The sequence below is a fragment of the Candidatus Accumulibacter phosphatis genome (genome assembly GCF_000024165.1).
Classification (GTDB): Bacteria; Pseudomonadota; Gammaproteobacteria; order Burkholderiales; family Rhodocyclaceae; genus Accumulibacter; species Accumulibacter phosphatis.
On the sequence record NC_013194.1, the window covers coordinates 317,597 to 339,952 of the forward strand.

Annotated in this window: 20 protein-coding genes; 11 read left to right on the forward strand and 9 right to left on the reverse strand. The window is 64.8% G+C overall.

Annotated elements, in window-relative coordinates:
• Window positions 1-11: 11 nt before the first annotated feature.
• Together CAP2UW1_RS01325 and CAP2UW1_RS01330 are read right to left on the reverse strand one after the other, a co-directional pair.
• Complete coding sequence (locus tag CAP2UW1_RS01325; RefSeq protein ID WP_012807065.1) at window positions 12-980, reverse strand: Nudix family hydrolase; 969 nt, start codon at window positions 978-980, stop codon at window positions 12-14.
• Window positions 981-1,017: 37 nt separating this feature from the next.
• Window positions 1,018-1,983, reverse strand: a complete 966-nt coding sequence (locus CAP2UW1_RS01330; protein WP_012807066.1) for an ATP-binding protein — start codon at window positions 1,981-1,983, stop codon at window positions 1,018-1,020.
• Between the two features lie 49 nt (window positions 1,984-2,032).
• On the opposite strand from CAP2UW1_RS01330, the gene mltA reads away from it, so the two are divergent.
• The 3 genes from mltA (at window position 2,033) to ilvA (ending at window position 6,278) form a co-directional block, all read left to right on the forward strand.
• Window positions 2,033-3,283 carry a murein transglycosylase A gene (gene mltA / locus CAP2UW1_RS01335; protein WP_012807067.1) on the forward strand — a complete coding sequence of 417 codons (1,251 nt, stop codon included), beginning with the start codon at window positions 2,033-2,035 and terminating at the stop codon, window positions 3,281-3,283.
• Between the two features lie 175 nt (window positions 3,284-3,458).
• Window positions 3,459-4,661 carry an ammonium transporter gene (locus CAP2UW1_RS01340; RefSeq protein WP_012807068.1) on the forward strand — a complete coding sequence of 401 codons (1,203 nt, stop codon included), beginning with the start codon at window positions 3,459-3,461 and terminating at the stop codon, window positions 4,659-4,661.
• A 105-nt stretch (window positions 4,662-4,766) separates the two neighbouring features.
• Window positions 4,767-6,278 (forward strand): threonine ammonia-lyase, biosynthetic, encoded by a 1,512-nt coding sequence (gene ilvA / locus CAP2UW1_RS01345; RefSeq protein ID WP_012807069.1) that lies wholly within the window; start codon window positions 4,767-4,769, stop codon window positions 6,276-6,278.
• Window positions 6,279-6,366: 88 nt separating this feature from the next.
• On the opposite strand, the gene CAP2UW1_RS01350 is transcribed toward ilvA, so the two are convergent.
• Window positions 6,367-6,999, reverse strand: coding sequence for a 5-formyltetrahydrofolate cyclo-ligase (locus CAP2UW1_RS01350; protein ID WP_012807070.1), 633 nt, complete (start codon window positions 6,997-6,999; stop codon window positions 6,367-6,369).
• Between the two features lie 43 nt (window positions 7,000-7,042).
• On the opposite strand from CAP2UW1_RS01350, the gene CAP2UW1_RS01355 reads away from it, so the two are divergent.
• From CAP2UW1_RS01355 to CAP2UW1_RS01365, 3 genes are read left to right on the forward strand one after another with little or no spacing between them, the layout of a single operon-like run.
• Window positions 7,043-8,986, forward strand: a complete 1,944-nt coding sequence (locus CAP2UW1_RS01355; RefSeq protein WP_012807071.1) for a lytic transglycosylase domain-containing protein — start codon at window positions 7,043-7,045, stop codon at window positions 8,984-8,986.
• A 40-nt stretch (window positions 8,987-9,026) separates the two neighbouring features.
• Window positions 9,027-9,992 (forward strand): complex I NDUFA9 subunit family protein, encoded by a 966-nt coding sequence (locus tag CAP2UW1_RS01360; protein WP_012807072.1) that lies wholly within the window; start codon window positions 9,027-9,029, stop codon window positions 9,990-9,992.
• A 38-nt stretch (window positions 9,993-10,030) separates the two neighbouring features.
• A complete protein-coding gene (locus tag CAP2UW1_RS01365) occupies window positions 10,031-11,278 on the forward strand; it encodes a multifunctional CCA addition/repair protein (RefSeq protein WP_012807073.1) in 1,248 nt (415 codons plus the stop codon).
• Here CAP2UW1_RS01365 and CAP2UW1_RS01370 read toward each other — a convergent pair.
• The gene (locus CAP2UW1_RS01370) at window positions 11,275-12,459 is read right to left on the reverse strand and encodes a class I SAM-dependent methyltransferase (protein ID WP_012807074.1); all 1,185 of its coding nucleotides are present in this window, start codon (window positions 12,457-12,459) and stop codon (window positions 11,275-11,277) included. The two genes, CAP2UW1_RS01365 and CAP2UW1_RS01370, sit on opposite strands and share 4 nt — an antisense overlap.
• 60 nt (window positions 12,460-12,519) lie before the next feature.
• On the reverse strand, window positions 12,520-13,368 hold the full coding sequence (locus CAP2UW1_RS01375) for a hypothetical protein (RefSeq protein WP_012807075.1): 849 nt from the start codon (window positions 13,366-13,368) through the stop codon (window positions 12,520-12,522).
• A gap of 134 nt (window positions 13,369-13,502) precedes the next feature.
• Here CAP2UW1_RS01375 and CAP2UW1_RS01380 point away from each other — a divergent pair, with 134 nt between their 5' ends.
• The 3 genes from CAP2UW1_RS01380 (at window position 13,503) to CAP2UW1_RS01390 (ending at window position 16,112) form a co-directional block, all read left to right on the forward strand.
• Window positions 13,503-14,240 carry a pteridine reductase gene (locus CAP2UW1_RS01380; protein WP_012807076.1) on the forward strand — a complete coding sequence of 246 codons (738 nt, stop codon included), beginning with the start codon at window positions 13,503-13,505 and terminating at the stop codon, window positions 14,238-14,240.
• A gap of 26 nt (window positions 14,241-14,266) precedes the next feature.
• Window positions 14,267-15,151 (forward strand): tRNA 2-thiocytidine(32) synthetase TtcA, encoded by an 885-nt coding sequence (gene ttcA, locus CAP2UW1_RS01385; protein ID WP_012807077.1) that lies wholly within the window; start codon window positions 14,267-14,269, stop codon window positions 15,149-15,151.
• A gap of 70 nt (window positions 15,152-15,221) precedes the next feature.
• The gene (locus CAP2UW1_RS01390) at window positions 15,222-16,112 is read left to right on the forward strand and encodes an adenylate/guanylate cyclase domain-containing protein (RefSeq protein ID WP_012807078.1); all 891 of its coding nucleotides are present in this window, start codon (window positions 15,222-15,224) and stop codon (window positions 16,110-16,112) included.
• Between the two features lie 97 nt (window positions 16,113-16,209).
• Here CAP2UW1_RS01390 and CAP2UW1_RS01395 read toward each other — a convergent pair whose 3' ends face one another.
• The gene (locus CAP2UW1_RS01395; RefSeq protein WP_012807079.1) at window positions 16,210-16,917 is read right to left on the reverse strand and encodes a ComF family protein; all 708 of its coding nucleotides are present in this window, start codon (window positions 16,915-16,917) and stop codon (window positions 16,210-16,212) included.
• Window positions 16,918-16,983: 66 nt separating this feature from the next.
• Between CAP2UW1_RS01395 and bioB the strand changes: the two genes are divergently transcribed.
• A complete protein-coding gene (gene bioB / locus CAP2UW1_RS01400) occupies window positions 16,984-17,973 on the forward strand; it encodes a biotin synthase BioB (protein WP_012807080.1) in 990 nt (329 codons plus the stop codon).
• Between the two features lie 6 nt (window positions 17,974-17,979).
• On the forward strand, window positions 17,980-18,867 hold the full coding sequence (gene bioC, locus CAP2UW1_RS01405; RefSeq protein WP_012807081.1) for a malonyl-ACP O-methyltransferase BioC: 888 nt from the start codon (window positions 17,980-17,982) through the stop codon (window positions 18,865-18,867).
• 19 nt (window positions 18,868-18,886) lie between these two features.
• Here bioC and ilvN read toward each other — a convergent pair whose 3' ends face one another.
• From ilvN to CAP2UW1_RS01420, 3 genes are all read right to left on the reverse strand, one after another.
• Window positions 18,887-19,195 carry an acetolactate synthase small subunit gene (ilvN, locus tag CAP2UW1_RS01410; protein WP_012807082.1) on the reverse strand — a complete coding sequence of 103 codons (309 nt, stop codon included), beginning with the start codon at window positions 19,193-19,195 and terminating at the stop codon, window positions 18,887-18,889.
• Between the two features lie 3 nt (window positions 19,196-19,198).
• Window positions 19,199-20,878, reverse strand: a complete 1,680-nt coding sequence (ilvB, locus tag CAP2UW1_RS01415) for an acetolactate synthase large subunit (RefSeq protein ID WP_012807083.1) — start codon at window positions 20,876-20,878, stop codon at window positions 19,199-19,201.
• Window positions 20,879-21,292: 414 nt separating this feature from the next.
• Window positions 21,293-22,012 (reverse strand): PEP-CTERM sorting domain-containing protein, encoded by a 720-nt coding sequence (locus CAP2UW1_RS01420; protein ID WP_012807084.1) that lies wholly within the window; start codon window positions 22,010-22,012, stop codon window positions 21,293-21,295.
• Between the last annotated feature and the right edge of the window lie 344 nt (window positions 22,013-22,356).

A 22,356-nucleotide genomic window follows, 5' to 3' on the forward strand; every position in this document is an offset into this window, starting at 1 on the left:
GAAGCGCCGCGTCAGCGCCAGCCGCGCATCAACGCGATACCATGCCCCCCGTGGCGCCGGGCCGTGTCGAGCATATTCGGCTGCAGGCCGCCAAGGGCATAGACCGGTAGCGGCGAGTGTTCGAGCAGACGCGAAAACTGCTCCCAACCCATTGCCCTTGCTTCAGGATGGCTGGCGGTTGGCAGCACCGGACCGAGAACGACGAAATCGAGGCCCAGTTCGACAGCGCGGGCAAGGTCGGCTGGCGTGTGGCACGAGGCGGCGACACGATCGAAATCAGGTCGCCGGTCGATCTCCCAGAGCCGCCTCGAGGACAGGTGGAGCCCGTCGGCGCTGACGGTGCGTGCCAGTTCAGGATCGTCGTTGACCAGAACGCAGGCACCGGCAAAGCCCCGCGCCAAGGTCACGACCATGTGCGCGAAGTGCCTGCGCTGTGCTCGCGGCAGCGTCTTGTCGCGCACCTGGATCAGGCGCAGCCCTGATGACAGGGCGTGCGCGAGCCGCGTCAGTTCCGCCTCCACTCCCCGCTCCTCGGCATGGCTGAGCGCGTAGACCGGCGGCAGTGCCAGCGCACGCAGGATCGGGCCATTGGCCGGCAGGATCGGTGCCACACTCGCCGCCGCGCCGACCTTCGACCAGACGAAGCCGCTGTGCTCGATCGGTGCAATCTCGCCGTGCCACGAGGTGACGCGGAAGAAACGCAGACGAACCCTTGCGTGTGGATAGGTGAACTCGCAGCAGACCCATGGCCAGGCCTGGTCGACGGTGACGCCGAGTTCTTCCTGCAGTTCGCGCACCAGCGCCGCGCGCGTTGTTTCGCCCGCCTCGACCTTGCCGCCGGGAAACTCCCAATAGCCCGCGTAGACCTTGCCGACGGGGCGCTGGGCAAGCAGGAACTCCGGCGTCGCCGGATCGCCGCGGAGCAGGACGGCGGCCGCGACCTCCGTGATCGGGGTCGCACCCTCGCCAACCACGTTCATTTGCCGCTCCTTCTCGACGTTGCGCACGGCCGCTGACTCAAGGTGCATTCCCCGGGCGCTTGCGCGTAGCACTGGCAGCGTCGGTAGGCGCCGCCTTCGTGCGCTGCCGTCGCGGACGTACCGGCAGCACGCCGCTGTGTCGACCCGCCCAGTCCCTGGCGAACTGCCAGGCGACACGGCCGCTGCGCGAACCACGTTCGAGCGCCCAGTTGAGCGCGTCGCGCTCGGCAGCCGCGATGTCGTCGTGGCGACAGCCGAAGGCTTTCAGCCAGTGGGCGACGATGTTGAGATACGCGTCCTGGTCGAAGGGATAGAAGGAAATCCACAGCCCGAAGCGCTCCGACAACGAGATCTTCTCCTCGATCGCCTCTCCCGGATGGATCTCCTCGCCGACGCGCCGGCTCTCCAGGTTCTCGGCGAAGTACTCGGGCATCAGATGTCGGCGGTTGGAAGTGGCGTAGATCAGGACATTCTCGGGCGGCGCCGCGAGCGAACCGTCGAGCACGACCTTCAGCGCCTTGTAGCGCGCATCGCCGGCGTCGAACGAGAGGTCGTCGCAGAAAATGATGAAGCGCTCGGGGCGCCCTTCGGTCAATTCGACGATGTCGGGCAGGTCGGTCAGGTCGCCCTTCTCGACCTCGATGACGCGCAGGCCATTGGCCGCATATTCGTTGAGCAGGGCCTTGATCAGTGACGACTTGCCCGATCCACGCGCGCCGGTGAGCAGCACGTTGTTCGCCGGCTGGCCGGCGACAAAATGGCGCGTGTTGGTGTCGATCCGCGCCTTCTGCTCGTCGATGTCCTGCAGGTCGGCGAGGCGGATCGCCGGCAATCTCGCGATCGGCTGCAGGTAGCCCACACCGCGGCGTGTGCGCCAGCGGAACGCGCTGGCCAGGTGCCACTCGGGAAGCGGCGAAGCGGGCGGCAGCAAGGGCTCGATACGCTCGAGAAGTTGTTCGGCGCGGGCGAGAAAGCTCGCAAGTTGCCGGAATGGGTCGCTCATCGGACAGTATACTTCGCGGGTTGACGAACCCGACACTCTAGCCAAAACCATGCCCAAAAGCCAATCACGGCGCCTCCTCGCCACCGCGCTGCTTACCGCGCTGCTCACCGCCTGCGGCGGTACCAACGGCACCCGCGAGGTTCCCGCCGCCTGTCCAGCCTGCCCGGCCTGCCCGCCATGCGGCACACAGGCGCAGCCGGCGGCGACGACAACGTCACCGCCGTCGGCGAGGCTGCTACAGGCCGCCCGCTGGAGCGAACTTCCGGGATGGGGTGACGACGATCTGGCGGCCGCGTGGCCTGCCTTCCTGCTATCGTGCCGCGCGCTTGCCAGCCGACCGCAGTGGCCGCAATGGAAGACCGCCTGCGACGAGGCAAAGGGTCTCACGAGTCCGTCCACCACCACCATCCGCCGCTTCCTGGAAGCGCGTCTGCAGCCCTGGTTGCTGACCAACTCGGATGGCAGTACGGGTGGCCTGGTCACCGGCTACTACGAGCCGCTGCTGCGCGGCGCGCGGACACGCGGCAAGCCTTACCTGCAGCCCGTGCTCGGCGTCCCCACCGACTTGCTGACCATCGATCTGGGCGCGGTCCTCCCCGAGCTCAAGAACATGCGCCTGCGCGGTCGTCTCGACGGCAACAAGGTCGTCCCCTACTACTCGCGCGCCGAGATCACCAGCCGGGAAAAGGACAGCCCCGATCGCGCGTTGCTATGGGTCGATGATCCGGTCGAACTCTTCTTCCTGCAGGTGCAGGGCTCGGGGCGAGTCAAACTCCCCGACGGCAGCATGACGCGCCTCGCCTACGCCGACCAGAACGGTCACCCGTACCAGTCGATCGGCCGCGTGCTTGTCGACCGCGGCGAACTGACTCTCGACCAGGTGTCGATGCAAGGGATCAAACAGTGGGCGCGGGCGAATCCGGCGCGCGTCGGTGAGCTGCTGAACGCCAACCCGAGTTACGTCTTCTTCCGCGAACAAGCGATCAAGAGCGGCCAGAATGGCGCTGCCGAAGGCCCGAGCGGAGCTCTCGGCGTGCCGCTGACTCCCGAGCGCAGCATCGCCGTCGATCCTCGGCACGTGCCGCTGGGCGCCCCCGTGTTCCTGTCGACCAGCCTACCGGCGTCGACGACACCCTTGCGTCGTCTGGTTCTGGCCCAGGATACCGGCGGCGCGATTCGTGGCGTCGTACGCGCCGACCTGTTCTGGGGCTTCGGTGCGCAGGCCGGCATGCAGGCCGGGCGCATGAAACAGCAAGGGCAGATGTGGGTGCTCCTGCCGCCCGGCGCTGCACCAGAATAGCCTGAACGCAGCACAAAGTGGTGCGTATGGCCCTGTCCTGGTGCAATCGGCGCGAAAATGCCCGGTTGTGGTGCATAAATTCCCCTTGATGGAGCGCAAGTCATTGAATCACTGCACCATCTAATGCTGGCCTGAAGATTGCTTGATGGCTTCGACGAAAATTTCAGGGGGAGCCATGGAAGCACTCAAGTCTGGTAGCGACGTTCTCTTCATCCTGCTCGGTGGCATCATGGTGCTGGCGATGCATTCGGGCTTTGCCTTCCTCGAACTGGGCACGGTCCGCAAGAAGAGCCAGGTCAATGCGCTGGTGAAGATCCTCACCGACTTCTCGGTATCGACGATCGCCTACTTCTTCGTCGGCTACAGCATCGCCTACGGTGTCAACTTCTTCGCCGGTGCCGAGACGCTGGTGCAGAAGAATGGCTTCGAACTGACCAAGTTCTTTTTTCTGCTGACCTTCGCGGCGGCGATTCCGGCTATCGTTTCGGGCGGCATCGCCGAGCGGGCCAGGTTCTACCCGCAACTGGCGGCGACCTTCCTGATCGTCGGCTTCATCTACCCGCTCTTCGAGGGAATTGCCTGGAATCAGGCGTTTGGCGTCCAGGCGTGGCTAAAGGCCAACTATGGTGAGGAGTTCCATGACTTCGCCGGGTCGGTCGTCGTGCATGCGATGGGCGGCTGGATCGCCCTGCCCGCCGTCGTCCTACTCGGCGCCCGCTACGGGAGATACACGAAGGAAGGGCGGGTTTCGGCACACCCGCCATCATCGATCCCCTTCCTGGCGTTGGGCGCCTGGATTCTGACCGTCGGCTGGTTCGGTTTCAACGTCATGAGTGCGCAGACGATCGACAAGATCTCCGGCCTGGTGGCGATGAATTCGCTGATGGCCATGGTCGGCGGCACGCTGGTCGCCATGGTCGCCGGCAGGAACGACCCCGGTTTCGTGCACAACGGACCGCTCGCCGGTCTCGTCGCGGTCTGCGCCGGCTCCGACGTGATGCACCCGATCGGTGCGCTGATCGTCGGGGGTGTCGCGGGCGGCATGTTCGTGATGATGTTCACGCTGACTCAGAACCGCTGGAAGATCGACGATGTGCTCGGTGTCTGGCCGCTGCATGGGCTCTGTGGCGCCTGGGGCGGCATCGCCGCCGGGATCTTCGGCAGCAAGGCGCTTGGCGGCATCGGTGGCGTCGCCTTGATGCCGCAGCTGTTGATGACCGGCATGGCGATCGCCATTGCCCTGATCGGCAGTTGCCTGGTCTACGGGCTGCTGAAAGGTGCCGTCGGACTGCGGCTCGATCAGGAACAGGAATACAACGGCGCTGACCTGTCGATCCACAAGATCACGGCTACCCCCGAGCGGGAAACCAACTGGTAGGTTCCTGCATGGTCGTGAGGCGGGTCGCCTGGCCCGACTCACGAACGCCAGGTGTCGCCTAGGCTGCTAGAATCGCCGGCTCCGAAGCCCCCTCTGTCCGCCACCATGCACACGGATTACCTCGAGAGAATACTCAACGCGCGGGTTTACGACGTCGCCATCGAAACGCCTCTCGACTTCGCGCCGGGCCTCTCCGCGCGGATCGGTAACCGCGTCCTGTTGAAACGCGAGGACCTGCAGCCGGTCTTCTCGTTCAAGCTGCGCGGCGCCTACAACAAGATCGTTCACCTCTCAAAAGAAAAGCTCAAGCGCGGGGTAATCTGCGCGTCCGCCGGGAATCATGCGCAGGGCGTCGCCCTGGCCGCGAACAAGGTGGGTTGCCGGGCGGTGATCGTGATGCCGACGACGACGCCGCAGATCAAGGTGCAGGCGGTGCAGGCGCGAGGCGCCGAGGTGATCCTGGCGGGCGAGTCCTACGACGACGCCTACACGCACGCACTCGAACTCGAGAAAACCGAGAAGCTGACTTTCGTGCATCCTTTCGACGATCCGGAGGTGATCGCCGGGCAGGGTACGATCGGCATGGAAATCCTGCGCCAGCACGCGCAGCCGATTCATGCCGTCTTCTGTTGCGTTGGCGGCGGCGGCCTGATTTCCGGCGTCGCTGCCTACATCAAGCGTCTGCGGCCGGAAACCAGGATCATCGGTGTCGAGGCTGCCGACGCCGATGCCATGGCGCGTTCGTTGAACGCCGGCAAGCGCGTCAGACTGGAGCACGTCGGGCTGTTTGCCGATGGGGCGGCGGTCAAGTACGTCGGCGAGGAAACCTTTCGCCTCTGTCAGATGTATGTCGATGAAATGGTTCTGGTCGACACCGACGCCATTTGCGCGGCGATCAAGGATGTTTTCGAGGATACGCGGGCAGTGCTCGAACCAGCCGGCGCGCTTGCCGTCGCCGGCGCCAAGGCCTACGCGGCCAGCCACCGGCTCAAGGACAGGACACTGGTCGCCACGGCTTCCGGTGCCAACCTCAACTTCGATCGTCTACGCTTCGTGGCCGAGCGCGCCGAGATCGGCGAGCAGCGGGAGGCGGTTTTCGCCGTTACCTTGCCCGAGAAGCCTGGCGCCTACCGGCAATTCCTGTCGCTGATCGGTGCGCGCAACGTCACCGAGTTCAATTACCGCTACAACGACCAGCGTGCCGCACACATCTTCGTCGGCGTTCAGGTGGCTTCGCGCGCCGAGTCGGTCAGACTCCTCGATCACCTGCGCCGGCACGATTATCCGACGCTCGACCTGACCGACGACGAAATGGCCAAGGGCCACGTTCGGCACCTCGTGGGTGGACGCTCGCCGCAGATCACCAACGAGATCGTTTACCGCTTCGAGTTTCCCGAACGCCCGGGTGCATTGATGAACTTCCTCAACCGAATGAGCGCCGGTTGGAACATCAGCCTGTTCCACTATCGCAATCATGGAGCGGACTACGGCCGCGTCCTCGTCGGCATGCAGGTGCCACCGGACGAACTGGATGACTTCGAGGTCTTTCTGAAAACTCTCGGCTACGCGCACTGGAACGAAACCGACAACCCCGCTTACAGGCTGTTCCTGGCCTAGCGTCGCGACTCGCCAGCGGGCATCAGCGTCCCGAAATGCGTGTGTCCGCCCGACGCACCAGGCCGGCAGGCTGTGCCGCTGGCGACCCTCACGTCGTCGGGCGGGCGGGGCGAAAGAGTCCCGCCTCGGTGACCATGGCGTCGAGCACCTGGTCGTGCGGCTCGGGGCCGATCGAATCGAGGCGCGCCAGTTCGAAGCCGACGCCGATGGCCAGTGGGCGCGGGTGGAGCGCAGCCAGCGTGCGGTCGAAGTAGCCGCCGCCGTAGCCGATGCGATAGCCGGCCGCGTCGAAGCCATTCACCGGCAGCAGAAGCGCCTCCGGGATCAGGAACTCGCCGGTAGCCGGCGTCGGGATTCCATAGCGGTCGGCGAGCATCACGGTGTCTGGAGACCAGGCGCGAAAGGCCAGTGGCCGGTTCTCCGCGAGCACCACCGGCAGCAGCGCGCGAAATCCCTTTCTGGCCGCGACGGCCCACCTTTCGATGAGCGGCCGGAGATCCGGCTCCTGCTTCTGCGGCCAGCAGAAACCCACTGCCATTGTGGCGAGTTGCGGAAAACCAGCCTCCAGATGGGCGCAGACGCGGCTCGAATAGCTCGCCCAGTCGGCGGTCGGCAGGGCCAGTCGGCGCTCGAGCAGCGCCCGGCGCAGCGCGCGACGCTCTCCAGGGTCGCTGCCGGAGGAACTTCCGGGACGGATTCCAGGCGCCAAGTCGGGGGCCATGTGATATGCTCAAAATCGATTTTTTCGGAGATTCCAGCTTACCATGAAGCATCGCTACACCGTCTTTGGGCTCTTCATCTCCCTGCTTGGCGTGCACCTCGCTGCTCTTGCGCTGACTGCCGACGAGCAGTTCCTGGCCGCGCGCGATGCGTTCCGCGCTGGCGACAAGGCCAGGCTCGAGCGCCTGGCATCGACGCCGCCGGGTTACGAACTCGAAGCCTACGTCGACTACTGGCGACTACTCCTCGATCTCAAGGACACCGATGCGACGAGCGTTGCCGCCTTCCTGGCCCGGCACGAGAACACCTACGTCGGCGAAAGGCTGCGCGTCGACTGGCTGCGCCTACAGGGCAAGAGGCAGCAGTGGGCGGCGTTTGACGTCGAGTATCCGCGACTGGCGCAGCCCGACCAGGATCTCGCCTGCTATGCGCTGCAGAGCCGGCGGGCACAGGGCGACGCGTCTGCGCTCGACGACGCCTTGCCGCTGTGGCTCACTCTCATCGAGCCACCGGAGCCCTGCTACCCGCTTCTCGAAGCGCTGATCGTCGAGAAGCGCGTGCTCGCCGATGCCGTCTGGGCGCGTATCCGGCGTCAGTTCGAGGCCAACAAGATCGCCGCCGCCATCTACAGCATGAACTACCTGCCGCCGAGCCAGACACCGGACAAGAAAGTGGCGCAGATGGTGGCCGATGCGCCGCTGCCCTGGCTCACCAGGTTGCCGAGCGATCTTGCCGGCAGTCGTATGCAGCGCGAACTGGCGGTGCTGGCAATCCAGCGCGTCGCGCGCAACGATCCGCGCATGGCGGCGGATCAGTTGAGCCGCATCTCAGCGTCGCTGAACGCCGGCGAAAAGGCTTGGGCGTGGGGCCAGATCGGTTGGCAGGCGGCGCAGCGGCACCTGCCGGAGGCGATGGAATGGTACCGTCAGGCCGGCGAGGCGCCGCTTTCCGACGAAGTGGCGCAGTGGAAAGTGCGTGCTGCCCTGCGTGTGCACGACTGGGGTAGCGTCCGCGCCACCATCGAGAAGATGCCGCCGGCCCTGGCCGCGCAGCCGGCGTGGGTCTATTGGCTGGGTCGAGCCTACCGCGCCGGCGGAAGGCTCGACGAAGCCAATGCGCTGTTCGCGAAGATCGCTGGACAGCCCGATTTCTACGGTAACCTGGCCAATGATGAACTCGGCCGCACGACGACGACGCCGCCCAAGGCGTCACCGCCAAGCCGGGAAGAACTGCTGCAGGTCACCGCCAATCCCGGCGTGCAGCGAGCGCTGGCGTTCTTTCGCCTCAACCTGCGTACGGAAGGGGTCAAGGAATGGAACTGGAGCCTGCGCGGAATGAGCGATCGGGAACTGCTGGCAGCATCCGATATCGCGCAGCGCGCCGGCATGTACGACCGTGCGATCGCCGCGGCCGACCGCACGCGCACTGAACACGACTACTCGCTGCGCTACCTGGCGCCGTATGCCGATCAGGTCCGCCCGGCAGCGCGCAATCAGGTCCTCGACGATGCCTGGGTGTATGGCCTGATGCGTCAGGAAAGCCGCTTCGTCACCAGCGCGCGCTCCTCGGTCGGCGCCTCCGGTCTGATGCAGCTGATGCCGGCTACCGCGAAGTGGGTGGCCAACAAGATCGGGCTCAAGGACTTCCAGCAGAGCCGGGTCAATGACACGGAGACCAACGTGTTGCTCGGCACCACCTATATGCGTCTGGTTCTCGAGAGTCTCGACAACCATCCGGTGCTGGCGTCGGCGGCGTACAACGCCGGCCCGGGACGCGCACGCAGATGGCGGGCCGATCGGCCCATGGAGGGCGCGATCTACGCCGAAACCATTCCCTTCAACGAAACGCGCGACTACGTGAAGAAAGTGATGAGCAACTCCGTTTACTACGCCGCCTTGTTCGACGGCAAGCCGCAGACCATCAAGAGCCGGCTCGGCGTCATCGCACCACGCACCGGCGGCGAGGCGAAGGGCGAGGATTTGCCTTAGAATGACGGTTTTCCGACACTCATTCAATCGGCAGGGCGCTATGGAACTCGAGAACGTGTTGTTGATCGGCGGCAGTGGTTTTGTCGGCGGCTGGATTGCCAGCTGCCTTTCCGAACGCGGCGTCCGGGTGACGATACCGACCCGCCGCCGCGAGAACACCAAGAAGCTGATCATGCTGCCGACCGTCAGTATGGTCGAGGCCAACATTCATGATCCGCAAGTCCTTGCGCAGCTGGTGCAGGGCCACGACGCGGTGATCAATCTGGTCGGCGTTCTCCATGACACGGATTCGCGCCTGCCCTATGGCAGGGGTTTCCAGGCAGCGCACGTCGATCTGCCGAAAAAGATCATCGCCGCCATGCGCGAGAACGGGGTTCGTCGTCTGGTGCACATGAGCGCGCTCAGGGCAGGCATCAATGCGCCATCGGAGTATCTGCGCTCGAAGGGTGACGGCGAAGCGGCCGTCCGGTCGGCCATGAACGAATTGGACGTTACCATGTTCCGGCCATCGGTGATTTTCGGACCCGATGACGCGTTTCTCAACATGTTTGCCAAGCTGCTGCGCCTTTTTCCGGTGCTGCCTCTCGGCGGCGGCTCGGCGCGTTTCCAGCCGGTCTATGTCGGCGACGTGGCGCGAGCCTTTGCCGATTCGCTGACCAATGGCGCCACCTTCGGTCAGACCTACGAGCTGTGCGGGCCGAAGGTCTATACCCTGCGCGAGATGGTCGACTACACCGCGCATCTGGTCGGCAAGCAGCGTCGAGTCATTGATCTCGGTACCGGCGGCTGGGCCTACCTGCAGGCCGGTCTGATGTGGCTGCTGCCGAATCCGCCGCTGTCGCCCGACAACCTGCGCTCGATGGAGCTTGATAGCGTTACCGATGGCTCGCACGACTATCCCGGCTGGCAGCCCACGCCACTCGAAGCGGTGGCGCCAGGCTATCTGTCGCCGGACGAGATGATCCAGCTTCGCCTCGACCGTTATCGTTATCGGGCCGGTCGCTGAGCGAAGTTTCGGGCCGCCGCAAGCTCCCAGGCTCCTCGATGCAGATCTTTACCGTCGGTGGGGCGGTTCGCGACGAACTGCTCGGCCTGCCGGTCAAGGATCGTGACTACGTGGTCGTCGGGGCGTCCCCCGAAGAGATGCTGGCCAGAGGCTTCCGGCCCGTCGGCAAGGACTTTCCGGTCTTCCTGCACCCGTCCACCCACGAGGAGTATGCGCTGGCGCGCACCGAGCGCAAGACCGGGCCTGGCTACCGGGGATTTGCCTTTCGCGCTGCTCCCGAAGTCAGCCTGGCCGAGGACCTGGCGCGTCGCGACCTGACCATCAACGCCATAGCGCGCGCCGCCGATGGTTCGCTGCTTGACCCCTACCACGGCATCGACGATCTGTCTCGGCGTGTCCTCCGCCATGTCGGCCCGGCTTTCGTCGAGGACCCCGTGCGGGTTCTCCGGATCGCCCGCTTCGCCGCCCGCTTCAGCGACTTCGTCGTCGCGCCCGAGACTGTCGCGCTGATGCGCCTGATGGTCGCCGGCGGCGAGCTCGATCATCTGGTGGCCGAGCGCGTCTGGCAGGAAGTTGCGAGAGGTCTGATGGAAACCCGACCTTCGCGCATGTTCGAGATCCTGCGCGAATGCGGCGCCCTGGCGCGCCTGCTGCCGGAACTCGACCGTCTCTGGGGCGTCCCCCAGCGCGCCGACTACCATCCCGAAGTGGATACCGGCATCCATGTGATGATGGTAATCGATCAGTCCGCACAAAGGAGCTGTGCGCTGCCGGTGCGCTTTGCCGTGCTGGTACACGATCTTGGCAAGGGGACAACGCCCGACGGCGATCTGCCGCGTCATCCGGGCCACGAAGAACGCAGCGTCGAACTGGTTGGCCAGGTGTGCGTGCGCCTCAAGGTGCCGGTGGAATGTCGCGACCTGGCGGTGCTCGTCGCGCGTCATCACGGCAAGGTCCACCGGGCCGCGGAGCTGGGTGCAGCCGCGATCGTCAGGCTTCTCGAGGCGACCGACGCCGTTCGCCGGCCGGGCCGTTTCGAGCAGCTTCTCGAAGCCTGTGCCTGCGACTACCATGGTCGACTCGGTTGGCAGGAGATCGCCTATACGGCGCCGGCACTGCTGCGCCAGGCCCTGGCGCAGGCTGGTGCCGTCGATGCTGCGGCGATAGTCCGCGGCTGTACCGATCCGGCGAGCATCCCTGCCCGCCTGCATGAGGCGCGAGTGGCGGCCGTCAGGCAGGGCTTGTCGGCAGGCCTTGCAACGGCTGGGGCGTTGGGTCTGCGCTAGAGCGTGGCGCTGCGGTCACCGGTAGCGAAGCCCAGCAGCGGTTGGCTGATGCCCTTGCCGAGGGCGATTACCTTGAAGATCTCTCCCATTTCGGCCGGTGAGACCAGTTTCTGTACGGCGTTGGCCAGAGGCAGGTAGCGCAGCGCGTCGCCAACAGGCGTGCGCGACAGGATTTCGGTCAAGCCGCAGTTGAAGAGGAAGCTCGACTGCGTGGTGTAGCCGAGCAGCTCCAGGCCCGCCTGGCAGCCGGCCTCGACGATTCCCGTGAAGTCGACGTGCGTCGTGATGTCTTGCAGACCGGGTAGGTAAAACGGGTCCGTGTGGGAACGGTGGCGGTAATGGCACATCAGGGTTCCCGCGCTGCGTTGCGGATGGTAATACTCGTGCCGTGGGAAACCGTAGTCGATCAGGAGCAGCGCTCCTTGTCCGAGTATGCCTGCCCACTCCGTAATCCAGGCCGGCGCGGTCAACGAGATTTCACTCAGGTAGCCGGGTGCAATCTCGCATTCGCCGGCCAGTACCTTGGCGCGCCCGAGCAGCGGGCCGCTTGCCGGGCGGTCCCGCCAGACGAAGCGCCCTTCGTCAACGCCGACGCCACGTTCGGCGATGTGCGTCGGACCCCAGAGCACAAGGTGCGCAGGCATGGCGTCGAGGACTTCATTGGCCAGCACGAGGCCGTCGAAGCGTTCCGGCAGGCGCTCCAGCCAGCGCACGCGTGGCAGCAGGTGCGGGGTGCGGCGAGCGAGGGTTGCCTGTTGTCTCGCCCGCAGTTCGCCGGACAGGTCGAGAATGGCGTAGCTGTCGGGTAGCGCGCCACGCCGTTCGAGTTCGAGCAGAAGGTCGGCCGCGAACTCGCCGGTTCCGGCTCCAACCTCGATTATTCGTGGCGCGCTGAGTACGAGGATCTGTGCAGCCTGGGCCCCTAGCGTCTGAGCAAAAGCCGGGCAGATCTCGGGGGCCGTCACGAAGTCTCCCGCCGGGCCGAATTTGTGCGCGCCGCCGGAATAGTAGCCCATGCCTGGTGCGTAGAGAGCCAGACTCATGAACCGATCGAAACCGATCCAGCCGTCGCCAGCGGCGATCTCGGTCGAGATGTGCTGGCTGAGGGCGCGGCTGAAAGCGAGTCCGTCGGCTGTCGGCAGGGGCAACGATAGCGCGGCCTGGCTGGCGTGGCTCAGCATGGCGCGGGCGAAGCAGCCTGACTTCCGGTGCGGCGGCTTGGCGGCGTTGCCGATCGCCGGTCAGTCCTCGCAGCGTTCAAAACGGATCTGTCCGTACAGTTCGGGGTGCGTGTTCGCCAGCCAACGCTCGGCCTCGGACTCCGCGCGCTCCCAGGTCGCGGCGCGCAGGGTCACGAAGATCTGGCTGCCGTCGGCCTCCGGCCACTCGAGAGTGTAGCTGTGGAAGCCGCTGCGTCCCTCCAGGTGGATCGTGCGCGTCGACGTCGGCGGCTCACGACACAGCTCGGCAGTCGCGGCACCACTTACGCAGAGGCGGTAGGTCGGCCCCTTCCCTTGATGCTGGACGACGTATTCCTGACCGTCCACCACCTCCTCGATGACGTCCCATTCGGCACAGCCTTCGATGATCGCACCGAGTGGCGGGCCGACCCCGTCGCGAATTACCTCGGCGGTGACCGCATGGGTTTGTCCGTTGTCGTCGAGCAGCGCATGCCACGGCAGGCCTTGGCGGGTGGGCGGTGGGAAAGGCAAGGCGTGCTTGCCCTGGCGAATGCGGGCGAACAGTGAGGATTTTCGGATGTCTTCCAGATCGATGCTCGGGAAGGCCGAGCGCGGCTGCGAGCGAAAGCTTCCGGCTCCCATGTAGCCGACATCCCAGAGTGTGCGCAGCCACTCGGCGGTGTCGATGGCGACCTGCACCAGGCGGTCGTCGAGTTCATCGCCGCTTGGCTGGGCCTCGCGCGGCGCGCTGACTTGCTGCGCCTGCAATTCGGTCTCGTGCGTGCGTGCGCGCAACACTTCCTGAAACAGGCGCCCTACCCATTCGGCCTCGGTTGCCGGAAGCTGCGCGGCGCGTTCGGCCAGGTCCATCAGTTCGTCGGCGTCGAGTGGCTGGTCCGGCTTGCTCATGAACGATCTCCCTGTTGTCGCTGTTGTCGATTCCCCTGTCAGTTTACTGCGCTGGCGGCCGAAAGAACTGTTTTTCCCCGAGTCGGTGGCAGGAATCCGTTAAAATCAGCGCTGGTGCTGGCCTGGAACTTGCGATGGAGGGGAAAACGATATTGGTGACCGGCGCCGCCAGGCGGCTCGGCTCGGCGGTCGCGCGCGAGATGCACACTGCCGGAGCGCGGGTCATGCTGCACTACCGGAAGGCTTCCGGAGAAGCCGAGGCGCTGGTGGCCGAACTGAATGCGCTCAGGCCCGATTCGGCGGCTTGCGTGCAAGCGGATCTGCTGGCCATCGACACCTTGCCGCAACTGGTGGCCGATACCGTCGCGCGTTTCGGTAGCCTCGATGCGTTGGTCAACAATGCCTCGAGTTTTTTTTCGACGCGCTTCGGCAGCATTGATCCGGCAGCCTGGGATGACCTCGTGGGTACCAACTTCAAGGCACCGTTGTTTCTGACCCAGGCGGCAGCTCCGCACCTGTTGGCCGCCCACGGCGCCGTGGTCAACATTACCGACATTCATGCGGAACGACCGCTCGCGGGCTATTCCCTGTATTGCGCAGCCAAGGCCGCCCTGCTGGGACTGACGCGTGCGCTGGCAATCGAACTGGCGCCGCGAGTGCGGGTAAACGCCGTTGCCCCGGGGCCGATCCTGTGGCCCGAGACGGGCGCTTTCGATAGTGCGGCGCGCGCGGAGATCGTCGCGCACACCTTGTTGCAGCGTCCCGGTTCCCCTCAGGACATTGCCCGAGCGGTCCGCTACCTGCTTGTCGATGCCGTCTACGTGACTGGCCAGGTGATCAACGTCGATGGCGGTCGCACCGCGCATCTCTGACCCGTCATTCGTTTGAGAGGAACCCGGTGCAACTGTCGAACACCCTGCTGCGTCTGAAGAAGCGCCTTGAGAGCAACGTCGGCAAGGCGATCGCCGACTACGGGATGATCGAGGACGGCGATACCGTCCTCGTGTGCGTGTCCGGCGGCAAAGATTCGCACACCCTGCTGTCGCTGCTGATCGCCTTGCGTGAGCGCGCCCCAGTGAATTTTCGCGTCATTGCGATGAATCTCGACCAGAAGCAGCCAGGTTTTCCGGCCGAGGTGTTGCCCGACTATCTGGCGAAGATCGGTGTCGACTACCGCATCGTCGAGCAGGACACGTACGCCGTGGTCAAGGACAAGATTCCGGAGGGCAAGACGACGTGCTCTCTCTGTTCCCGGCTGCGTCGCGGCGTCATTTACCGTACCGCGAAAGAGCTTGGCGCCAACAAGATAGCACTCGGTCATCATCGCGATGACATTGTCCATACCCTGTTCCTGAATCTGTTCTTCGGCGGGCAACTCAAGGCGATGCCGCCCAAGCTGCGCACCGACGACGGCTGTCATGTCGTCATCCGGCCGCTCGCCTATTGTCGTGAGAGCGACATCGCCCGCTTCGCGCGCGGCATGGAGTATCCGATCATTCCCTGCAACCTCTGCGGCTCGCAGGACAATCTGCAGCGCCAGAAGATCCGCGAGATGATGGCCGACTGGGACCAGCGTTATCCGGGACGCACGGATGTCGTGTTTTCGGCGCTGCAGAAGGTTGTCCCCTCACACCTTGCCGACCAGACCCTGTTCGACTTCAAGGGCCTGCGCGTCGGCGGTGAAACGGTGCCGGCTGCCGCCGATGCACTCTTCGACGCGCCATGGTTCGGCACGCCGCCGCACACGTCGCACGTTTTTCCGCTGCAGGTGGCGAAAGCATGAGCAGAATGCTCGGGCCTACGCGTCATGGGTGGTGGCACGACCGGCAAACGCAACACGGGGAGTCGGCTTCATGAGCAGTGAGGAAGGGATGCTGTCGGCACTGTTCGTCAGCGTGTCGGGGAGTGCCCGTCTGTTCGACAAACTTGGCGGCGCCGAGGCCTTGCACGCCGTCGACCGTTGCATGAAGCGAGTCTTGCGGGGTGTCGATGGCTTTCGCGGGCGAATCGTGCGAACTACCCGCGATGACATCACGGCACTCTTCGAGCATGCCGACGATGCCTGCCAGGCGGCGATTGCCATGCAGAGACGGATAGCCGACTTGCCGCCGGTTTCCGGCGTCAAGCTGGCTATCCGTGCCGGCTTTCACCACGGCGAGGTGATCGGCGAGGGCGTCGGCGGTTGCGTCAATACGGCAGAGTGTCTGGCGGGACTGGCCAAGCCAGGGCAGGTCCTGGCCACCGCGGAAACGCAGGCCCTGTTGTCTGTGCCGCTGCAGTCGTCGACGCGCTGTTTGGACTCCTTGTCGGTCAAGGGGCAGTTTACCGACCAGCGGGTCTTTGAAGTGCTCTGGCTGGAGCCCCGGAACCCGGGCTATCGGGCGATCGTCGAGTCCGCAGCGGAGGCGCCGAGCGAGAGGGATCCGCGGCTTTGTCTACGCTACGCGGGGCAGGTCAAGCTGCTCGACCGGATCCGGCCGAAGTTGCTCATGGGTCGCGACTCCGGCTGCGACGTCACCGTCCGCGATCGGCGCGCTTCCCGTCATCACGCAAGAATCGAGCGACGAGGCGACTTCTTCGTCCTCAGTGATCTGAGCACCAATGGCACCTTCGTGACCATCAGCGGCGGGCCCGAGTTGCTGGTTCGGCGCGAGGAGTTCGTTCTTCGCGGTAGCGGCATCATTTCCTTCGCCGCCTCGGCGAGCAGTCCCGGGGCCGACATCGCCGAGTTCGAGTATCTCTGAGCCGCCGCAGCGGCGAATTCGGCCAGCGTGGTCTATCGCGTCGGAGGTGGCGTCCGAATCGCCGGCAAGGGACGTTCGTGTGCCCGCAGGGGTCTCCTCATGAAGGCAGGGCGCGCGCGAGTGTCAGCAGAGTGACCTCCACGGCACCATGCAGTTTCACGGTTCGCGCCAGTTCGTTCAGCGAGGCGCCGGTGGTCATCACGTCATCGACAAGCACCAGCCGCTTGCCGGTCAGGTCCGTCGCACAGTGGAAGGCGCCGCGGACGTTCCCGGCGCGTTCGCGCCAAGGCAGGTCGGCTTGCGTGGCCGTTTGCCGGATGCGGGTGCAGGTTCGGGCGTCGATCGGAATCCGGCTGCATCGGCTGACTGCGCGTGCCAGTTCGAGCGCCTGATTGAAGCCCCTTTCGCGAAGTCGCAGCCGATGCAGCGGCATGGGGACGATCAGGTCGGCGTGGAAGTCCTTTGCCAGCTCGGCAAGCCGACTGCCGAACCAGGCGCCGAGCGCCAGGCGATGGCCGTACTTGAAAGCCTGCACCAGCTTGTCGATCGGGAAAGCGTAGCGGTAGACGGCGAGGGTGGCATCGTAGTGCGGCGGTGCCGTCAGGCATCGGCCGCAGACACTGCCACCCGGAGTCGGCAAGGCACAGAGCGGACAGCGCGTCGCCGGAAGCCGCGGCAGATCCGTCGCACAGGCCGGGCAGAGCAGGGTCGTGCCGCTGGCCGCACCACACAACAGGCAGTCCTGCGGCAGAAGTCGCTTGCACGATCTGCGGACCAGCTCAGCGCTTTGAGTTAAGATTGTCATCCTTGAAGTGCTCGCAAACCATCCCTGCCGACGGGCTCTACATTATCCCACCCATAGGTCTAGTTCATGAACGCCATTCCGCAAGCCGCCACCCTCGCCCAAGACTGTTCCCCGACAACGCACAGCGCCCGCTGGACCGTCGCGGAAGTCGAGGCGCTGTACCAACTTCCACTGATGGATCTGATCTACCGCGCCCAGCAGGTTCATCGTGAAAACTTCGACGCCAACGCGATTCAGCGTTCGACGCTTCTTTCGGTCAAGACCGGTGGTTGTTCCGAGGATTGCGGCTATTGCTCGCAAGCCGCACGTTACACCACCGGGACCGAGCGCGAGGCACTGCTGCCGCTCGACGAAGTCATCGCTGCCGCTCAGGCAGCCAAGGACAAGGGCGCCTCGCGCTTCTGCATGGGCGCCGCCTGGCGTGGTCCGAAGGACAAGGACCTCGCCAAGGTCACCGAGATGATCCGGGCAGTCAAGGGGCTCGGTCTGCAGACCTGCGTGACCCTGGGCATGCTCAAGGAGGGTCAGGCCGACGAACTCAAGGAGGCCGGGCTCGACTACTACAACCACAACCTCGATACCGATGCCTCGTTCTACGGGCAGGTGATCACCACCCACAAGCATGCGGACCGCATCGACACGCTCGGCCAGGTACGCGAGGCCGGCCTCAAGGTCTGCTCGGGGGGAATCATCGGCATGGGCGAGTCGCGGCGCAACCGGGCGGCCCTGATCGTCCAGTTGGCCAACCTCAATCCGCCACCGGAATCGGTCCCGATCAACAACCTGGTGCCGATTCCGGGCACGCCGATGGCTGCACTCGCGCCGATCGACAACTTCGAGTTCGTGCGCACCATTGCCGCCGCCCGCATCACCATGCCGGCGAGCTTCGTGCGCCTGTCCGCCGGTCGTCAGGCGATGGCCGAAGAACTGCAGGCGCTTTGTTTTCTGGCCGGTGCGAATTCGATCTTCTACGGCGACAAACTGTTGACTACCGGTAATCCGGAAGCCGATCGCGATGAAGCGCTGTTCGAGAAGCTTGGGCTGCGGCCGATCTAGTTGCTGATGAACGCACCGGCGCAGTTCGTTGATCGGCGCCAGGTGCGGCGCAACTTTGCGCGCGCGGCAGCGAGCTACGACGAAGCAGCGGTGCTGCAGCGCGAGATCGGCAAGCGCATGCTGGAGCGGCTCGATTACGTACGCATCGAGCCGCAACGGGTGCTCGATCTCGGTTGCGGAACGGGTGCCAGCCTCACGGCCCTGCACGAACGCTACCCCGGCGCCCTCGTCATCGGCGCCGACCCCTGCCTGCCGATGCTGCGTGTGGGCCAGCGCCAGCACTCGCGCTTGCGCTGGTTGCTGCCCTTCCTGAGGAGCCATCGGTCGCCGCTACTGGCTGCCGAAGCGAGCGCACTGCCGCTGCCAGCGCAGTCGATCGGTCTGCTGTGGTCGAACCTGATGCTGCACTGGCTCGACGACCCGCTGCCGGCATTTCGCGAGGCAAATCGCCTGCTCGAAGTTGGCGGCCTGCTGATGTTCTCGACATTCGGACCCGATACGCTCAAGGAACTGCGTGCGAGCTTCGGCGATGGCTATGTTCATACGCAGCGCTTCACCGACATGCATGATTATGGCGACATGCTGGTTGAATGTGGATTCACGGATCCGGTGATGGATGCGGAGGTGCTGACGATGACCTACGCGCGTCTTGACGACCTGCTCGCCGATCTGCGCCGGAGTGGTTCGGCGTGCGCGATGCAGGCGCGCCGCCGCGGCCTGACCGGGCGCTCGACGTGGGCCGCGACGCGCGCTGCGTACGCGCAGTGCGCTCGCGAGGGTCGCCTGCCGGCGACCTACGAGGTGATCTACGGGCACGCGTGGAAATCCCAGCCACGCAAGATGGCCGACGGGCGAACCATTGTCCGTTTCGATCCGCACCAGCGACTTCGCTGATGCGGTAGCCACTCGGCAGCTAGACGAAGAATTCCTCGAGCCGTACGAAAACCTCGTGTTCGGCGCCATGCCGGCGCACTGCCAGCACATCCTCGAGCTTCTCCACCTGCTTGACCATCTGGTCGAGGCGTTCGTCCTCATTGACCAGCAGCCAGATACGGCTGGTGGCGCCGCTGCCCACCGGCATCACCAGAATGCCTTCGACGTTGTAGGCGCGCCGCGAAAACAGGCCGACGACGTGCGACATGACGCCGGCGTGGTTGTTCACGTCGAGTTCGAGTACCGTGCGTGCGAGTGCCTGGTTTTCCGTGCGTGTAAGCGAGTTCATCGTTCAGCCTCCGATCATTTCCTTGTTGGCGGCACCCGGTGGCACCATCGGCAATACCTGCTCGTGCATGGCGATGCTGGCATGGATCAGCATCGGGCCGCGTGTTGCCAAGGCGGCTGCCAGCGCGGCAAGAGGATCGCTCGCCTTGTCGAGATCGACGGCCGGCACGCCGAAACCCTCGGCGACGCGAATGAAGTCCGGCATGCCCTTGAACTTCGAGGCGTAGATGCGTTCGCCGTAGAACATCGTCTGCTGCTGGAAGACGAGGCCCAGCGAGGAGTTGTTCATCAGCACGATCTTCACGTTGACGTCCTCTTCGGCCGCGGTGACGAGTTCCTGGATGTTCATCAGGATGCTGCCGTCGCCCGTGAAACAGACCACCGTCCGTTCCGGCTCGGCAAGCGACGCGCCGATTGCCGCCGGCATGCCGAAGCCCATCGTGCCAAGCCCTCCCGACGTCAGCCACTGCCTGGGGCGGCGCAAGGGATAGGCCTGGGCGACCCACATCTGGTGTTGACCGACGTCGGTGGTAATCGTCGCCTCATCGTCGAGACAGTTGGCAACGGCACGGATCAGCCCGTACGGGGTGCGCGGGTCGTCGATCCCCGGCATGCGCAGCGGGTGGTCGGCCTTCAGGCTGGCGACGCGCGCTAGCCAGGCGTGGCGCTGTGGCGACTCGATGACCGGCTGCAGCAGTTCAAGGACCGTACGCACGTCGCCGGCGATGCCGACATGCGCCGTCTTGATCTTGTCGAGTTCCGACGGATCGATGTCGATGTGTATGATCTTCGCCTGCGGACAGAAACCGGCGACCTTGCCCGTCGCCCGGTCGTCGAAGCGCGCGCCGACGGCGATCAGCAGATCGCACTCGTCGAGCGCCAGATTGGTGCAGCGCGCACCATGCATGCCGAGCATACCGAGCGACAGGACGTGATCGACCGGCATCGCGCCGAGCGCCATCAGGGTCATTACGGTCGGCAGCCGGGCCTTCTGGGCGAGTGCCACGGCGGCTTCGGCAGCACCCGAATGCACGACGCCGCCGCCGAGGTAGAGAACCGGTTTCGCGGCGGCATTGATCATCGCTGCCGCACGTTCGATCAGTTCGCCGTCCGGCGGCGGCACCACATCCGCACAACCGGGGGCGGGCCATTCGTCGACGTCGACAAGCTGATTCTGAACGTCCTTGGGAATATCGACCAGGACCGGTCCGGGGCGGCCCGACGCGGCGATGCGGAAGGCACGCGGAATGACCGTCAGCAGATCGTCGGCCGACCCGACCAGGAAGTTGTGCTTGGTGATCGGAATACTCAGACCATAGGTGTCGACTTCCTGAAAAGCGTCGGTGCCGATCATCGGCTTCGGTACCTGGCCGGTGATTGCCACCAGCGGAATCGAATCGAGTTTGGCATCGGCGATGGCCGTCAGCAGGTTGGTGGCGCCAGGCCCAGAAGATGCCATGCATACCGCTGGCACGCCGGTGGCGCGCGCCATCCCCTGCGCCATGAAGCCGCCGCCTTGTTCGTGCCGAGCCAGCACATGGTGGATCTCCGACTTCGAGAGCGCGTCATAAATCGGCAGAATCGCGCCGCCGGGAATGCCGGCAACGGTGCGAACGCCCTGGCGTTCAAGCAGGCGGACGACAATCTGTGCTCCGGTGAGTGTTTCGGGTGTTTGCTTGGGCAAGGGTTTCTCCTTCAAAAGAACTGCCGATTTCGGCGTCGCCAGGCGGTGGTCCGGAAAAGCAAAACCCCCGCTCGGCGTGTGCCGGCGGGGGTTTCTGGAATCTTCTGTCGCTTTCTGCGTTGCGATCTAGCTTCCTGCCCTCGACGGCGCACGCGTCAGTACGCGTACGACGCGTACTACACCGACTACCGAAAGGCCTGCCGCACGGCTGGCTGAAGCATCAGCCGCAGCAAATGAGGCAGCGTGGATGTGGTCGAAGCAGAGCATCGTCGTCAGATCGAAGTCACGAAAGCGAAGACTGGATTAGAACCGAGCGCAGATAAAAATGCAAGGATCGTGCAATGGTCGGAGGAGTCTGGATCGTCGACATGGACGCCGAGAACGCCAGGCTTCCCCGGGACGGCATGGTCCGCTTTAGCGTGTCCGGCGGCGACGAGCGGCAGCCAGTCCGGCAAAGCCGATCGCCAGCAGGGCAAGGGAGGCCGGCTCCGGAACGCTGGGATCCAGTTTCTCGGTGGTCCGTATGCCAAACTGGAACCCGTGCCAATCCTCGGATGTCGGTGCGGTCCAGGAGAACGAGTCAAACGTACCAATGAACTGAATCGTGCCATGCCCCTCCGCGCCCTGCAGCACGTCTCCGGGCAACTCCTGGAGTGCCGTGGGACCTCCCCCCCAGAAGCCGACACCCTGGCTGACGATGTCGAAAGGACGGTCGAAGTCGTAGGTCACGTTAAAGCCGGGTTGTCCCAGGCTGACGATGTCCATGATCGGATCCTTGATCGCTTCGGACAGGGTGAGCTTGTAGGTCGTCGTCGAGCTGCCACCGATCAACGAAATGATGTCCGAATCGGGTGGCGCATTGTCGACCTGGCTACTGATGTAGGGTGCGCTGGGGCTCCAGTAGTTGGTCCCACCGAAGGTTTGTGCGAACTTGAAACTGCCTGCAGCCCCGGTGACCTGGGTAACCGAGAAGCTGACCGTCACCGTCGAAAGGTCCGGTAGCGTAATGGTGCCGGACGCCGTCCCCGCACCTGGATTGGCGGCGGTCCAGTCCACAAAGTGGTAAGGCACGGCGTGCGCTGCGCCGCCAATGGCCAGTAACATTCCCGCCAGAACACCTCTCAATGCCTTCATTCTCGTGCCTCCCTCTGATTCCGTGACCTGCAACAAGGGCTCCTCGCCCGTCCGCGTCGCGCCGAGGCACGACTTCACCGTCGCCACCGCCCGCAGATGGCACCATGCAAGATGCCAAGCGATATTCGTGCCAAGATCCAAGTCGAGGTTTTCAAGTCGTTAAATCAGCGCATTTACGACACTTGGCCGGTGCGGCGAGCACCTGACCTCAGTCATCAGCCATGATCTGTAAAGTTTCCCGACACCTTCGGCAGGCGTTTGCGGCTCGTGGACGAGAAAAGGGGAACCAAGGGGCGGGTCACGGACTGGGCCAGCACGAGGATGGCCCGTCCGCATGGCATCGC